This is a genomic window from Tildeniella sp. (genome assembly GCF_059505325.1).
The window spans coordinates 28,000-42,556 of record NZ_JCACKI010000037.1; the positions used below are offsets into that span (position 1 = coordinate 28,000).

Genomic DNA, 14,557 nt, shown 5'->3' on the forward strand with positions numbered 1-14,557 from the left:
AAAGAGAACGCTAGAAAGGCGTTAGTGCGGATCTGGTGCCAAGGTTGAGGCGTTTTACCAGTTTAAGGCAAACGTCCAGAGTCTGTAATTTAAGCTCAGGCTGACGGGCTTGAGGCAGACGACTTTGGAGCGGACGGTTTCGGCAACAGCGCTAGCTGGTCACGATCGATTTCGACGATGCCTGCCTGAGCCGTTGGGGAGGCAAGCGATGGCTTCACCTGTCCCACATACACGGGTTGAGTGACCCCTGGTTTTGGGTGCAGCACCGCACGAGCGCGGATCGTCATCGTCGCTGCACCTTGCGATAAACGTCCTGTGGAGTAAAGATCGATCGCTGCCTGCTGCAACGTCGCATCAAGTGCCGTTTCGGTGATGGTCGGCGGTACCACAATCACTACTTGCGAAGCGCCAGAGTCAAAAACACGGACATACTTGATCGCACCAGGAATTTGAGGGCGATCGTGCAGCCCTAAACCCAGTGCGAACAAGCCGCCCGTCAGCACACCCATAAAGCCAGTGATGCCTACGAGGCGGAACCGAATGCCCCACTTTAGCACCAAGCCGAGAAGCATCAGGACAGCGCAAAAAAGGGTGAAATACCCTGACCAGAGGGCGATCGTAACCAGTGGAAGACCAAACAACATGCGATTCACGGCAAGGGAGCGACGAACTAAGCCTCAGACAACCAGGCTTTGACACGTTCCAGGCTCTGCCAGCCCGGTTTGCGTGCAAAGCCATCTTCAATATTTTGCGCTACTTCATCACGCAGTTCTGGTACTGCCATCACGAGTTGCTGCACGATTTCAATATGCTGTCGCACCCCTTTTTTAGAGGTTTCCAGCATTGCCAGCACCAAATTCACCCGCGCCTGAGGGTCTTGGGGATTCAGCTTGACCGCTTTTTGTGCCGCTTCGTACGCCTGATTGGGCTTTTCGATGAGCAGGTACAGCCACGCCAAGCAAGTCCAGGCAGAGCTACTCTTACGGGAGCGATCGCACACCGCTTGGAATACCGGAATCAGCGTCTCAGGCGCTTCGCCTGCCTTGTAGCGCTCAATGCCTTCGTCAAAGAGTGAGTCAACAGTTTGAGTCATAAGTAGAGATAGAAAGTTTTTAGTTTTTAGTGGTTAGCAGTTCAGACTAAAAACTAAAAACTAACCGCTAACAACTGTGCTTCAGGCTGAAAACGATTTGCCACAGCCGCAGGTTTGGTCAGCATTTGGGTTGGTGAACTGGAAGCCACCGCCAATCAGCGCATCGCTGTAGTCCAGCACGAGACCATAGAGGTAGAGCAAGCTCTTAGGGTCGCACACCACTTTGAAGCCGTCATAGTCGTACACTTCATCGGTTGACTGAACGTTGCTGGCATCTTCAAAGTTCATGGTGTAAGACATGCCAGAGCAGCCTCCGCCCCTCACACCCACGCGCAGGCACAAGTCTTGTCCCTGCTTTTCTCGAAGCAGCAGAACGTGCTTCAAAGCGGCATCTGTCATGAGAATGCCCTGCCGTTGCGATTGCGCTGTTTGCGTCATTGCTTAAAAGCTCCTTGCCAGTGTTCAGTCTCAACTGTGCAGACCTATCTCTCCATAGTATCAGGGATAAATCATACCTGGGTACGCGCGTGAGACGATCGTTGACTAGCTAGGACGGTCAATTTCTTTTACTCTGGAGGCTTAACGCCTTTCACCTTACTGTTTGCATCCGAACGGTTAGAACTCGCGACAGTGCCGCAGTAGAAACCGGATTAGTGTCTAAGATAAGTATCTGTTCTCAATAGTTTTGTCAATCTTGGTTTTTAGCGTTAACTGGCTCCTGAATTTTTATGACTGCGCTCAACCTTTCGACCCGTCGTCGCCTTAAGCAGCTCCCACAGATTGCCAGTGTTTGGGAGGGCGATCGCCGACCGCTGGTTTCTGGCATTCCACCTGCTACTGATTGGACGGATGCGAGCATCGACCCACAGCCTAACGGCGAGTGCATTCTGTGGGTCGATGGCTCCCAGGGGATGGTGCGGGCAATGGATGTGGTGACACCGGATACAGGACCAGAAGCAGTGGTACGAACCTTGCTGCGGGCGATGGAGCATCCTCACAACCCCAATAGCCCAGCGCGACCGCAAAAGATTGTCGTCAGCGATCGCGAGCTGCTGTTTTATTTGCGCGGGGTCTTACAAGATCTCGACATTGTGCTGGACTACGTGCCTTCACTACCGCTGATTGACGAGATCTTTCGAGGTTTTCAGGAGGCGGTGAGCAGCCGTCCACCGCAGTTACCACCACAATACGCAGACGATCTGTCGAACCGAGCGATCGACATCTGGGACGATGCACCCTGGGATGTCTTTGCCGATCATCAGATCTTGGCGATCGAGGTCAACCGCTGGGACTTAAGCACGCTTTATGCCTCGGTCATGGGTATGTTGGGCATGGAGTTTGGCGTGCTGTTCTATCGTTCGCTTGATTCCCTCAAACGCTTTCGGCAGCGCGTGCTAGCGAATGAGTCGCTGGAAGCAATGGAAGAAGCGTTTTTGGGTCAGGACTGTTTGTTCGTCACGTTTGAGAGCGATCGTGACGACGATGACGTTGATGTTGACCTTTCTATGTTGCCGATCGACGCGATCGAACCCGTGTTTGGCAACCTGCATCCGCTGGAAGGTCTACGCTCCTTCTTATACGACGAAGAAGCGGCTGCCCTGCTCGTTGCGCTAGAGGCACTCCATCGCTTCTTACACCAACATCACCTCAAGTTTGAGGCTAACGCGTTCCCAACGGTTAGCAGTCGTTACCGCATTCCTTTGACAGACGACGAGACGGGCAAGACGACTCAAATTTCCATCAAAGTCTCGACCATGCCTGAGCTAGCGGCTGAACTGCTCACAATGGCGGAGGCTGAAGAAAGGGACGACACAGACTTTCCGATCGTGCGGGATGATTTAGTGCCAGCCAAATCGTTTTTGAGTCTGGGCATGGTGCCATGGGACATGCTGGATGTATTGCGAGCGGGTGCAGCAGAACATCACCCACTGCAAGACGTGAAGGTTTCGGGAGACGGCTTTCCAGTCGTGATGATCCAAACCTCGCGTCCTAAAGCGAAAACGCTGATTGGCGATCTCAAAGCCGCAGGTGGGCTGCGAGCCATTTGCTTTAACCCGGGTGCCGACCCGTTCGAGCGTGAACAGTATGACCTGGGGCTGCTTCAAACTGAGAATGGTGAACTGCACCTTTTTGGCGAATTTGGCTACGACGATCCAGACCACATTGCTGCTCGCAAGAAGTGGGACCAGCGATGCAAGAAGACCAACGGCTGCTGCGGCTTGATCATCGCTACAGGGTTGACTGGAGCCAGTCGCGGCAAGCCTCAATTCAAAGACATGGTGGCGCTCTTTGAAGCTCGATCGCTGACTGCTAAAGAGCTTGATTTGGGCACGCTTCAGCTACGACTAGCCGCAGATTAGCGACAAGGGCGATCGGATCATTGCCCTAGATTGCCCAGTCGATTCTTGGCTCCGTTGCGCTCTCGGTTGATTTGCTTAATCACCCCCGGCGGCAATTGGTTTTGCTTTGCCAGTGCCTGATCAAAAAACGCCAGACTGCCTCGATTGTCACCTTTGCGGACAAGAATTTGTGCCTTCAGGTAAAGCACATCGGGATTATTGGGGGTTGCCCGAAGAGCGCTATCGACGGCTGCAAGTGCTTTAGCTTGTTCGTTTAAATCCCGATAGCCCAGCGCCATGCCCCGATCGGCGAGGTAGCGTGGACTGGCGTACTTGTCCAGACGGTCGATCGCCTCAGCAGGGCTAGAGAACGGTAGGTTTAAGGAAACAAATAAATCAATGTATCCCCGCAGCAGGTTTAACTCTGGATCTTTGGGGTCTACTTTTTCGGCATTGTCCAGATACTTGAAGGCTTGCTGAATTTCGCTCAGCGCTTGAGGTGTCCCCTTAACAGTGCCATCTTTGCTAAAGATGTAAGCACCTTCCAAAAAATGTCCCACTGCCTGGTAAAGGTTGCCCCGTAGCGGATCTCTCGCAACTAACGCGGTGGCTGTTTGCTGAGTTTGATCGGCGTAGGCTTTGAATTGGTCGAGCAGCGCGGCTTTTTTCTGATCATCCCTTTCACCCTTCCAGTCGATGTAGCCGATATACGCTCGAAGGGCTTGAGTGAGCGGATCGCTAGCGTCTGCTCGCTGGGCATCCTTAGCGGCTTTGATGTAGTCTCCCTGCTCAAACAGGGCTTTAAAGGCGGCTTCTGTCCGATCGCCAATCGGTCTGGCGTTAGCCGTGCGAAACGGGTCTTTTGCCAGCGCAGGATTTGTCCATAGGCTCAGAGAGACTAGCGCAGCAGCAAAGTGCAGCAAACGATGAGGAGCAGTTTGCTTTGGGGGAGTCAACGTATCAGCCATAACATTCCGGTTGATCGAGTTTGAGACATCTTGATCGAGTTTGAGACATCAATACTAACTTGGAACCAAGTTCGTTAGAGTGGTAGTACAAACCCCTGCTTTAAAGAATGTCCGTTGATGCGGAACACTTGTTGTCAGCGAATCGCCCTGAAAAGCGCTTGCCCAGCGTACGTGTCGGGACGGTGTGCTTAGGTCGATCGCTTCCTTACCGTGACGCAGCTAGCCAACACAAGTTCCGGTAACACTTGGGATACGACACTCCAGCGCTAATAGTCCGGCACGATCGATCGTCTCTTCCTTGCCCATCATCCCAACGGTATGCTCCAGCTCAAAAACTTGACCTACCATCCCACTGCCAGCCATACCGCTATTCTTAAAGCCATTAATCTCCAGATTGCGCCTCAGCAGATGGGCTTAGTGATCGGTCCGAGTGGCTCTGGTAAAAGTACGCTACTAGAGATTCTGGCAGGGCTGGCAGAAAAAACGAGCGGCGACATTTTCTGGCGTGATCAAGAGCTAATTCCACTACAGCTACAGCAGCTTAGCGGGTTGGTCTTTCAGTTTCCAGAGCGCCATTTCTGTGGGAGCAGTATCCTGGAAGAGTTGCGCTTGGGACATCCAGAATTAACGAGCGATCGCATTGAGCAAGCCCTCTCTGAAGTCGGTCTGACCCATCTGCCCCTTCACACATCGCCAGATTCGCTCAGCGGTGGTCAGCAGCGTCGTCTTGCCTTTGCTGTACAGCTCATTCGTCAACCAAACCTGCTGCTGCTGGATGAGCCGACCGCCGGGCTGGACTGGTCAATGCGGCAACAGTTGATTGGGTTGCTGGCAACACTCAAAGCTCACTGGAGTTTGCTCGTTGTCTCCCATGATGCAGGAGAGCTGGTAGATATTGCCGATCAATGCTGGACGCTGAGCCACGGTGATCTCGCAGCGGTCAGTGCCGACGAGTTGAAAGCTCACACAGCAAAGCCGTCAGTGGCGCATTAGAAGGGTGATGGCATGGAGACGCGGTTAGAAGTGGAAGCAACAGAGCAAGGGGTAGATAGCCCCATGCTGGGAAGTGGGTCTGCGATCGCAGGGGCATCCACCAGTACAGATGTCGCGGCGGCTTCTGCCACAAAGCAAGCACCCCTTACACGCGTGCCTCAAACGTCGCCTTTACCAACAATGGCAGGGCTATGGCAGCTAACGTTGGGTTGGCAGCCCAATGAACAGCAGCAAGCGCAATTTCAGCAGCTTTACACCTTAATCCTGGCAGGCAATCACCAGTTCAATCTCACGCGCATCACTGAACCAATGGAGTTTTGGGAGAAGCATCTGTGGGATTCGTTGGTGGGAGTGAAGGCGTTTTTGCCGGCGACAGAACGTCAGCGGTCAGCAACTAAACAAGAGTGGGCGGGAACAGAGGAGATGGGTACAGCTCAAGTGGTGAGCGCTTCAACGCCCTTTAAGGCGATCGATATTGGCACGGGTGCTGGTTTTCCGGGTATTCCGGTGGCGATCGCACAACCAACCTGGGCGGTTACGTTGCTGGACTCAACGCGCAAAAAAATGACCTTTCTCGATCAGGTGCTTGGCAGTATGGGGCTTGCCAATGCCACCACGTTAGCCGAACGGGTCGAGCAGGTAGGACGGCAGCAGCACCAGCGTCAAACCTACGATCTCGCGCTAGTAAGAGCCGTCGCGACCGCTACGGTTTGTGCCGAGTATGCGTTGCCACTCCTCAAAAACGGTGGTTCAGCAGTGCTCTATCGGGGACAATGGACGGCGGCTGAAATGACAGCACTGGAAGCGGCGGTGGCACAGTTGGGAGGCGCGATCGACGCGATCGAATCGTTCACAACGCCCTTAACCCACAGCATTCGCCACTGCATCTACTTGAAAAAGATGGCACCGACCCCAAACGGGTTCCCACGTGCGATTGGGATACCGACGCAGAACCCGCTTTGAGGGCACTGATGTTTGAGGGGGCTGACTGCTAACGTGCCTCGCTACCCAGCTTTTTACGACTGCGCTGTTGATTTTCAACCCAAACCTTGCCCGCCCTCACTAAATCCGCAAGCTGAGTCAAGACGGGGGTGCGATCGATCCAACCCGGTGTCAGGTCACTACGCGAACTGCGTTGCCATCCCAAACTAGGGGAAGCCAGCAGCGTGACAACATCAGGATTGTGAGCGCGGAAAAACGAGTAGGCTCCGTCGATATACATCGGACCGCCATCAGGATGCCCCGCCGGACGTTGTTGTGCTGCTTCGAGAAACGCAATCAGGCGATCGAAAATTCTGGCGTTGACCGCGTAAAAGTGCGTCATCAGCACCCGCTCAGTATAGGGTTGGAGAGAGACCGCAGGCGACACCGTAGGCAAGGCTTCCACATGACCAAAATAGACAAAATCCCACTCGGTCTGCTGAAGTTGTTCGACCAGCAGGGGCTGTGCGGCAGCAAACTGCTCATCAATACTTAAGTCGTCTTCGATGACTAGAACATTAGCTAGTCCGTCTGCCCGTGCTAGCTTAAGAATTTCTAAATGGCTTAAAAAGCAGCCCCGCACACCGATTCCAGGAAACCCCGCCGCCGTATCTGGGCGAATCGCTGGAAAAATTTCGATTTTGGCTGGCGTTAAGGGCATTCCAGCCGTCTCCATTTCTCGCACCAAAAGCTGACGTCGATCGCCTCTCGAAGGCAGATTGATTGCATAGATACGATCGACGTAGTCTCTCATTTGCATCTTTAGAAATCCTTAACTTTAGGGATAAATCGACAGCGAGATAAATTCAACGCATGTTTATTGAGAGTTGAGCGTTGCTAGTGTGACCAGTCAGGAAAGTGCACCTTATAACCTACGGATACATTACGCGATGTGCAACTAATTCGCCCTCATCCCCACCCTTCTCCCCAGGGAGAAGGGCTTCCAGACCGTTCCGGTTCCCTCTCCCATCGGGAGAGGGCTAGGGTGAGGGCAGTTTTGGCAGGCTTTTCAGGAAAGTCGCACATCGCGTTACATTCATTCGACCGAGCCGAAAATTGCTCCTGTCAACAAGCCTGAACTCAGTCCAACATAAAGCTCCTGTCTAAAAGATCTCTCAATAGTTAGAACCATGCAAAACCGTCAACTCATCTCAGTTTATGAAGCAGACAATGGGCATTTAGGGGGGATTTCGGAGGGATTTCGGGGGGATTTAAACTGAGGAGTTGATCGAACAATGGTTGGTTAGCACTCCACAACAGTGTCGTCTCAAAGCATCTCAGAGAATAGGGGTCGTCTCAGAGATAGAGTCTCCCTGAAAACTGCTTTGACCGTAACTTTAAGATTGCTACGGCGATTTTTTAAGCCACTCTTTATCCAATGAATCTACTACGCGTCAAGCTAAAGACTGGGTAAAGAAAAATACAATCGCTCGATCGCAATTCACCCTGACAGCGCAATGCCACCAGTCAGAGTGGCGTTGATCCTTAGAGGATGTTTTAAAAGTCCAGATGCGTGTCGCTCTGGCGACTGAAGTCGCGGCTACACGCACAAAACCTGCCTACGCAGGTTATAAAACCCTTACTCTGCGGTAGTCCGCGCAGGCGGACTTTGTTTACGTAGTCGCGGTTTTAACCGCCAGACACTTTTCAAACAACCTCTTAGCGAATGCTTTTAGTGTCGTCCGGTCGGGCGACGAGAGACGGGCGATCGTGCGCCATGTTCCCCTTCAGAGTGCCGTGCTGATCGGGGTTGAGGAGTTGCTTGAGGCGATCGAGACGGAGCACGATCCGGGCGCTTGCTACGAGAGGCTTGTCCACGCTGCCCGTTTTGAATGGGTTCTGGCTTTGCGTGCGGGTTCGGTTCAAAGCCTGGAACGATTTCTCTGGGCAGGGGCTGTTTAATGAGCCGTTCGATGTCTGCCAGGAGCTTGAGTTCATCCACACAGACCAGCGATGCGGCTTCGCCGACTGCACCAGCGCGTCCTGTGCGACCAATGCGATGAACATAATCTTCCGGCACATTGGGCAACTCAAAGTTGACGACATAGGGCAGATCGTTGATATCGATGCCGCGCGCAGCAATATCAGTGGCTACCAGCACCTGCAAGCTACCATCTTTGAACTTTGCCAGCGCACGAGTACGCGCTGCCTGACTCTTGTTGCCATGAATCGCCAGCGACAGGATGCGGTCTTCGGTAAGCTGTTTGACGAGTCGATCGGCACCATGCTTGGTACGCGTGAAAACTAAAACCTGAAACCAGTTGTGTTCTTTGATGAGGTGAGTGAGCAGTTGCCGCTTTTGATCACGATCGACCGGATACACTTTTTGAGCCACCGTATCGGCAGTGAGATGACGGCGCTCTGCCTCGATCATCGTGGGGCGATCGAGCAGACTAGACGCAAAGGCTTTGATCTCGCTGGAAAAGGTCGCCGAGAACAGCAGATTCTGTCGTTGCTTAGGCAGTAGCGCGAGAATACGGCGAATATCGCGGATGAAGCCCATATCCAACATGCGATCGGCTTCATCCAGCACCAGGATCTCGATGCGTGACAAATCGACGGTACCCTGCTGGACATGATCGAGTAGCCGCCCTGGCGTTGCTACGAGAATATCAACACCACCTTTCAGCCGCTGCACCTGGGGATTCATCCCAACGCCACCGAAAATGGTCATGGAGGTGAGTTTCACGTACTTGCCGTACTCACGCACACTTTCTTCGACTTGGGCAGCAAGTTCCCGCGTTGGAGTGAGAATCAATGCTCTGATGGGCGATCGCTTGCGGGGCTGGCTGCTTGAGGCAGCAGGACGATCGCCCTTCACCTCCGACAGAAGATGCAAAATCGGCAGTGTAAAACCAGCGGTCTTGCCAGTACCCGTTTGGGCACCTGCTAGTAAGTCGCCACCCGACAGCACAGCCGGAATCGCCTGCAATTGAATGGGCGTTGGTTCGGTGTAACCGCGTTCGGTAACGGCACGGAGAATAGCAGCGGAAAGACCGAGAGTGGAAAACGACATAAAGCTCCAGTAGTAGCATCAGCCCCCGCCATAGCAGCGTCAGTCTTAGGCGGAAAAATCAAATGTGACGAGCTGAAAAGGCAGTAACGCTAAGACCGGACGCGGATGCCACAGCTTTGCATTCTAACAGAGTGCAGCCGTTATCTGCGGTGATGAACGATCGCCGTCGCTGACAGACCTTGACGATGACGGCACCAAAGGCTGGTGAAGGCAATCCAGCGGCGATCGTTCGCGGGAGTATAGCAGGGGCGATCGTATTCTTACCAGCAAAGCCTAAAGCCAACGGTCAAAGAAGCTACACTGCATCACATTCGAGGAAATAGTCAAACTGATCAAAATCAAGTACGACCGTCAGGTGCTGATGAAAGTAGAGCGAAAAGTTGATAGCTGATAGCTGATAGCTGATAGCTGATAGCTTCGACTGGTTGTCCAACATTAAGCACGAGTAGAGAACAGCATAAAATGAAGGCAATCCAGCGGCGATCGTGCCTTTCTGCGAAACACAATGACTCAGACAACGCAGCGCTTTCTTAGCTTTGAAGAGTATCTGTCCTACGACGATGGCACAGAGAACCTGTACGAGCTTTTTAATGGAGAGTTGATCGAAGTGCCACCCGAATCAGGACTGAATGTTGAGATTGCCAACTTTCTCTTTGCCATCTTCCTGCCGATCGTTGGACATCGCAGACTTAGGAGTCACGGTTTAGAACTCGAAGTGCGAGGCGAACCGAGAAACCGCTACCCGGACTTGACCATCATTCGTGCAGAGCACATTGACCAGTTAAAGCGGCGCAACACCATTCGGCTCTCGATGGCTCCGCCCGACCTGGTGATTGAAATTGTTAGCCCTGGAGAATTGCAGCGAGACAGAGATTACACTGCCAAGCGGATGCAGTATCAGGATCGTGGCATTCCCGAATATTGGGTGGTCGATCCGCAACTGCAAACCATTTTGCTTTTGACATTGCAAGACGATGTGTATCGAGAGGTTGCGACATTAAGTGGTGCTGAGCCGCTGTCTTCTCCCCGACTGGGCGCGCTCAACCTGACGACTGCTCAAGTTTTTAGCGATCGCGATTAGAAACCGGGTTTCTGTTAGTTGATGCGATCGCCAATGGATCAAGATGCAATCAAGAGTGATCGCACCACGTTCAAGCTCGATCAGGATGCAATCGAGAGCGATGACTCTACATTTGAGATCGATAGCTCTACATTCGAGATCGATAGCTCTACATTTGAAATTGATAGCTCTACATTTGAGATCGATGGCAATCCATTCGAGATCGATCGATGCACAAAGCAATGGTCATAGCGTAGTTTTGAGTCCACAGTCGCACTTTTCTGATCGATAATCGAGAGAGATGTCCATCGCAGCGGTGAAGATTGCGCTATGACCACGCAAACGACTCAGCTTCCCATTCCCACCTTTTTTGATGCTGCGCGTGTGGGTGAAGTGTGGCGAGTGCCCTATGGCGATCGCGCGGCACAAGCAACTGATTGGGCGACACAACACAATTTGCAGCCCGCAGCAACGGACTCGCCCCGCATCTGTTTGCTCATTATCGATGCTCAAAATACGTTTTGCATTCCCGACTTTGAGCTATTCGTCGGTGGTCGATCAGGCATGGGTGCCGTAGAAGATAATGTGCGCTTGTGCGAATTCATCTACCGCAACTTGGGCGTGCTGACCGCGATCGTGCCAACGATGGATACGCATACTGCAACGCAAATCTTTCATCCTGTGTTTTGGGTCGATGAAGCAGGCAAGCATCCGCAACCGATGACAATGATTGCGTTTGATGAGGTGAAGGATGGCAAATGGAAAGTGAACCCGGCGATCGCCTCCAGCATCGCCAACGGCGACTACGCAACGTTGCAAGCCTTCGCCCTTCACTACACCCAACGCCTGAGCGACAACGGCAAATATCCCCTGACCGTTTGGCCCTATCACTCCATGCTAGGCGGCATCGGTCATGCGCTCGTCTCAGCCGTTGAGGAAGCGTGCTTCTTCCATAACATCGCCCGCAGCAGTCAGACTCACTTTGAGATCAAGGGTGGCAATCCCTTAACCGAAAACTACTCGGTGCTGCGTCCTGAAGTGCTGGATCGAGCCGATGGCAGTGCGATCGCTCAAACGAATACATCTCTCATCCAAACACTGCTAGATTTTGATGCCGTCGTCATTGCGGGGCAGGCAAAAAGTCACTGCGTTGCGTGGACGATCGACGATCTGCTCACCAACATTCAGGTACGCGACCCCAAATTGGCAAAAAAAGTCTATCTGCTAGACGACTGCACCTCACCCGTCGTCGTTCCTGGCGTTGTAGACTTCACCGACCAGGCAACCGCTGCGTTTCAACGCTTTGCCGATGCAGGAATGCAAGTAGTGAAATCAACCGATGCGCTTTTGTTGTAGCGGTTAGCGGTCAGCAGCACGAAACGTAGGATGGGCAAAGGGTCTTCCCGTGTCCATCACTAAGGCTGACTATGGGCATGCTGCGCTTTGCCCATTCTCCGCAGGCTAAGAGCTTTAGCATGAAACGTAGGATGGACAAAGGGTCTTCCCGTGTCCATCACTAAGGCTGACTGTGGGCATGCTGCGCTTTGCCCATTCTACGCAGGCTAAGAGCTTTAGCACGAAACGTAGAAACGTAGGATGGACAAAGGGTCTTCCCGTGTCCATCACTAAGGCTGACTATGGGCATGCTGCGCTTTGCCATTCTACGCAGGCTAAGAGCTTTAGCACGAAACGTAGGATGGACAAAGGGTCTTCCCGTGTCCATCACTAAAGCTGACTATGGGCATGCTGCGCTTTGCCCATTCTACGCAGGTCTTAGATTCAATGTGCCTTCCTACTTAGACACGTTTCAAACAACTTCTAAGCTTCAAACACTCCCCACTCCCTATTCCAACGTTTCAACCATCGCCTGCACTCCCTGACTGCTGAGGGTCTGCATCAACTGATCGGCTTTAGTACGATCGCCAAAAGCACCTACTTGCACCAGGCTTCGTCCCTTAATGGATGTGCGAAAGGCATTGGGAAAGGTGGTACGTAGTTGTGCTTGCTTGCTGTCGTCAGCCTCGACGACCACGCGATAGCGCAGTCCCAACGCAGCGCGAGATGCAAACACTTTGCTAGAAGCATTCTGCTGCGCGTGATACACGTTGGGCAAACTGCCCACAACGCCAATCGGGGCATTCGGGTTGGGCACAGGCAATAAACCAGCGCTTGCCAATGTTCCAGACTGAGCAGAGATTGACGAGGTGGCAACGGTAGCGCGTCTAGGCATCGGTGATGGGGTCGATCGCGCTTCCGGTGCGGGAACAGGAATCTCGATCGCGCGTGTCCCTGTAGAAACACGGGTAGCGATCGCTCTGGAACTGGGGATGACCGCGATCGGGGCACTGTCTTGCAGCGAGACTGGACGTAGTGTCATAGCTGGCGGCTGGCTCGTATGCGGCGCTTGTGTACGTTGCAAGACCCGTTGCACAGGCGTTGGTGGTGCAATGGCAACTCTCACAACCTGCATTGCGCGCGGTGGCGACTGCGTTTGTCTGCCAGAAAGCGCTGACGGTACTGGAAACTCAGGCTCTGGTGAGGCACTGGAAGGTAAGGCAACGGCTGCTAGAGGCACGATTGGACGACTCAGTGATCGGACTGGCTGCACGATTGGTACGGGAAACGATGCCGCAGAAATGCCATCGCCTACTGGCTCGCTGGTTGCAGATGGACGTGGCAGCGCTTGAGGTATGGTCTGTGCAACCGTGCCGACTGAGCGATCGCTGACTAACCGTTGTCCAAAGGGAATGGTGTCCGCAGTCGCTTGATTGGTCGCTGCGATCGCTGCCATAGCGATCGACGGTTTACCTATCGCTGGCTTCTGAACGCGGTTTGCGGCACTCTTGCCATTAGCAGCGGTTGATTGATCGGCGCTGACGGGCGATCGTGGCACGGCAGACAGTGACCAGGGCATTGGCGTACCGGATGATGTCGATACTTCAGGGCTAGTACCCGTTAAATCCAACGTGCCGATCGTTTTGTGCAAATCATTGCCAAAAGCAGGAATGGTCTGACGCAGCCCTTTAGCGTTCACATCAAACTGACCATTGTTGCGAAACGAGTTGCCGCCTGGTAGCGTTGCGGTTCCCAGGTTGGGGCGCGACTGGGCGATCGCCACCAGTCCATCTCGCGTGTTGCCATCAACTGAATTATCTCGCACGATCGGCTGTGCGTTCGCCTGCACCACAATCCCATCCTTATTTTGGGTAATGCGGTTGCCAATGAGCAGCGGTGCCGCCTTCTGATTCACATTGATCGCAAACCCAGTCTGTTCAAAGATGTTCTCTCGCACCTCTGCCCGTGACGTACCGTAGATCGTGATGCCGTTCGCGCCGTTCTGATAAAAATAGTTGTTGCGAATGAGCGGCGAACCACTGCCTGTCACCGAGATGCCGTCATGCCCACTTTCGGTAAAGGTACTGTCCAAGATGGCTGGGCTGGTGGATTCAATCCAGACACCATAGCCTTGCGCGTCGGGATTTTTGACCGTCACTCCAGCCAGAATGGCTCGATCGGCACCCACGATCGCCACTTTCTGCCGCGCAAACGTCGGGCTGAGAAAGAACCCACTCCCCTGAATCACAATGCCCTGACCGCGCGTCTCAACACTGCCCTGTACTGTCACATCCGGCTTGAGACGCAGCGGAAACGTTTCGCCTGTTTCCTGACTGTAGGTTCCTGGCGATAGAAGAATGGTAGTACCAGGTTGAGCGACCTGTAGCACGTGTGCGATCGTTTTGAACGGGGCACGATCGCTCCCATCCGCCACAGCATCGTTGCCGACTGCTGGGTTAACCAGAAGAACCTGCGTTGCGTTCATTCCTGGTGCCAATGCCACAGGCGCGTTTTGTGCAACGGCTTGAGAGTGCCCGCAATCAAGACTGGTCAGAAGGGCGTAGCCACTTAGCGTCGAAAGGCAGAAGCAAGAACACCAACGCAGGAGTCGATGTCGCGTGACCGAATAAACCATATTCGTAGCAGCAAATAGCAGCAATGAGGGAGCGATCGCCCAGTACAAGCGCAAAAAACAAGCGCGAAAAACCGCTCGTTTCGCTCTCGATACAGCGATTTAAACCAACAGAAACTTAGCCCAAAAACACCATTGCA

The 14,557-nt window shown here is 53.3% G+C and carries 14 protein-coding genes; 6 read left to right on the top strand and 8 right to left on the bottom strand.

The genetic code is table 11. The features are described 5' to 3' along the window. Positions 1-95: 95 nt before the first annotated feature. From AC5JO6_RS14110 to AC5JO6_RS14120, 3 genes are all read right to left on the bottom strand, one after another. Entirely contained in the window at positions 96-644 is a 549-nt protein-coding gene (locus AC5JO6_RS14110; RefSeq protein WP_496081701.1) for a DUF2518 family protein, read from the bottom strand. 26 nt (positions 645-670) lie between these two features. After that, entirely contained in the window at positions 671-1,093 is a 423-nt protein-coding gene (locus AC5JO6_RS14115; RefSeq protein WP_496081702.1) for a tetratricopeptide repeat protein, read from the bottom strand. A gap of 81 nt (positions 1,094-1,174) precedes the next feature. Beyond that, complete coding sequence (locus AC5JO6_RS14120) at positions 1,175-1,531, bottom strand: HesB/IscA family protein (protein ID WP_496081703.1); 357 nt, start codon at positions 1,529-1,531, stop codon at positions 1,175-1,177. Positions 1,532-1,821: 290 nt separating this feature from the next. On the opposite strand from AC5JO6_RS14120, the gene AC5JO6_RS14125 reads away from it, so the two are divergent. After that, a complete protein-coding gene (locus tag AC5JO6_RS14125; protein ID WP_496081704.1) occupies positions 1,822-3,453 on the top strand; it encodes a DUF6930 domain-containing protein in 1,632 nt (543 codons plus the stop codon). Between the two features lie 17 nt (positions 3,454-3,470). On the opposite strand, the gene AC5JO6_RS14130 is transcribed toward AC5JO6_RS14125, so the two are convergent. Beyond that, positions 3,471-4,400, bottom strand: a complete 930-nt coding sequence (locus AC5JO6_RS14130) for a Sll0314/Alr1548 family TPR repeat-containing protein (protein WP_496081705.1) — start codon at positions 4,398-4,400, stop codon at positions 3,471-3,473. A gap of 318 nt (positions 4,401-4,718) precedes the next feature. Here AC5JO6_RS14130 and AC5JO6_RS14135 point away from each other — a divergent pair, with 318 nt between their 5' ends. Together AC5JO6_RS14135 and rsmG are read left to right on the top strand one after the other, a co-directional pair. Next, the gene (locus tag AC5JO6_RS14135; RefSeq protein WP_496081706.1) at positions 4,719-5,393 is read left to right on the top strand and encodes an ABC transporter ATP-binding protein; all 675 of its coding nucleotides are present in this window, start codon (positions 4,719-4,721) and stop codon (positions 5,391-5,393) included. Between the two features lie 180 nt (positions 5,394-5,573). Beyond that, entirely contained in the window at positions 5,574-6,356 is a 783-nt protein-coding gene (rsmG, locus tag AC5JO6_RS14140) for a 16S rRNA (guanine(527)-N(7))-methyltransferase RsmG (RefSeq protein ID WP_496081728.1), read from the top strand. Between the two features lie 28 nt (positions 6,357-6,384). On the opposite strand, the gene AC5JO6_RS14145 is transcribed toward rsmG, so the two are convergent. From AC5JO6_RS14145 to AC5JO6_RS14155, 3 genes are all read right to left on the bottom strand, one after another. Next, a complete protein-coding gene (locus tag AC5JO6_RS14145) occupies positions 6,385-7,134 on the bottom strand; it encodes a glycosyltransferase family 25 protein (RefSeq protein ID WP_496081707.1) in 750 nt (249 codons plus the stop codon). A 912-nt stretch (positions 7,135-8,046) separates the two neighbouring features. Continuing rightward, positions 8,047-9,390 (bottom strand): DEAD/DEAH box helicase, encoded by a 1,344-nt coding sequence (locus AC5JO6_RS14150; RefSeq protein WP_496081708.1) that lies wholly within the window; start codon positions 9,388-9,390, stop codon positions 8,047-8,049. 58 nt (positions 9,391-9,448) lie between these two features. Beyond that, complete coding sequence (locus tag AC5JO6_RS14155; protein WP_496081709.1) at positions 9,449-9,673, bottom strand: hypothetical protein; 225 nt, start codon at positions 9,671-9,673, stop codon at positions 9,449-9,451. Between the two features lie 222 nt (positions 9,674-9,895). Between AC5JO6_RS14155 and AC5JO6_RS14160 the strand changes: the two genes are divergently transcribed. Next, positions 9,896-10,471, top strand: a complete 576-nt coding sequence (locus AC5JO6_RS14160; RefSeq protein ID WP_496081710.1) for a Uma2 family endonuclease — start codon at positions 9,896-9,898, stop codon at positions 10,469-10,471. 309 nt (positions 10,472-10,780) lie between these two features. Next, a complete protein-coding gene (locus AC5JO6_RS14165) occupies positions 10,781-11,806 on the top strand; it encodes a cysteine hydrolase family protein (RefSeq protein WP_496081711.1) in 1,026 nt (341 codons plus the stop codon). A 487-nt stretch (positions 11,807-12,293) separates the two neighbouring features. Here the strand turns inward: AC5JO6_RS14165 and AC5JO6_RS14170 are convergent, their stop codons facing one another. Beyond that, complete coding sequence (locus AC5JO6_RS14170) at positions 12,294-14,270, bottom strand: DUF1565 domain-containing protein (RefSeq protein WP_496081712.1); 1,977 nt, start codon at positions 14,268-14,270, stop codon at positions 12,294-12,296. 11 nt (positions 14,271-14,281) lie between these two features. Between AC5JO6_RS14170 and AC5JO6_RS14175 the strand changes: the two genes are divergently transcribed. After that, positions 14,282-14,407, top strand: coding sequence for a hypothetical protein (locus AC5JO6_RS14175; RefSeq protein ID WP_496081713.1), 126 nt, complete (start codon positions 14,282-14,284; stop codon positions 14,405-14,407). The last annotated feature ends 150 nt before the right edge of the window (positions 14,408-14,557 follow it).

Bases quoted from the DNA above. Each gene is read 5' to 3' on its own strand.
- AC5JO6_RS14150 (WP_496081708.1), bottom strand. From the start codon at position 9,390: ATGTCGTTTTCCACTCTCGGTCTTTCCGCTGCTATTCTCCGTGCCGTT.
- AC5JO6_RS14145 (WP_496081707.1), bottom strand. From the start codon at position 7,134: ATGCAAATGAGAGACTACGTCGATCGTATCTATGCAATCAATCTGCCT.
- AC5JO6_RS14110 (WP_496081701.1), bottom strand. From the start codon at position 644: ATGTTGTTTGGTCTTCCACTGGTTACGATCGCCCTCTGGTCAGGGTAT.
- AC5JO6_RS14115 (WP_496081702.1), bottom strand. From the start codon at position 1,093: ATGACTCAAACTGTTGACTCACTCTTTGACGAAGGCATTGAGCGCTAC.
- AC5JO6_RS14170 (WP_496081712.1), bottom strand. From the start codon at position 14,270: ATGAACGCAACGCAGGTTCTTCTGGTTAACCCAGCAGTCGGCAACGAT.
- AC5JO6_RS14160 (WP_496081710.1), top strand. From the start codon at position 9,896: ATGACTCAGACAACGCAGCGCTTTCTTAGCTTTGAAGAGTATCTGTCC.
- AC5JO6_RS14130 (WP_496081705.1), bottom strand. From the start codon at position 4,400: ATGGCTGATACGTTGACTCCCCCAAAGCAAACTGCTCCTCATCGTTTG.
- AC5JO6_RS14125 (WP_496081704.1), top strand. From the start codon at position 1,822: ATGACTGCGCTCAACCTTTCGACCCGTCGTCGCCTTAAGCAGCTCCCA.
- AC5JO6_RS14135 (WP_496081706.1), top strand. From the start codon at position 4,719: ATGCTCCAGCTCAAAAACTTGACCTACCATCCCACTGCCAGCCATACC.
- AC5JO6_RS14120 (WP_496081703.1), bottom strand. From the start codon at position 1,531: ATGACGCAAACAGCGCAATCGCAACGGCAGGGCATTCTCATGACAGAT.
- AC5JO6_RS14165 (WP_496081711.1), top strand. From the start codon at position 10,781: ATGACCACGCAAACGACTCAGCTTCCCATTCCCACCTTTTTTGATGCT.
- AC5JO6_RS14175 (WP_496081713.1), top strand. From the start codon at position 14,282: ATGCCACAGGCGCGTTTTGTGCAACGGCTTGAGAGTGCCCGCAATCAA.
- rsmG (WP_496081728.1), top strand. From the start codon at position 5,574: ATGGCAGGGCTATGGCAGCTAACGTTGGGTTGGCAGCCCAATGAACAG.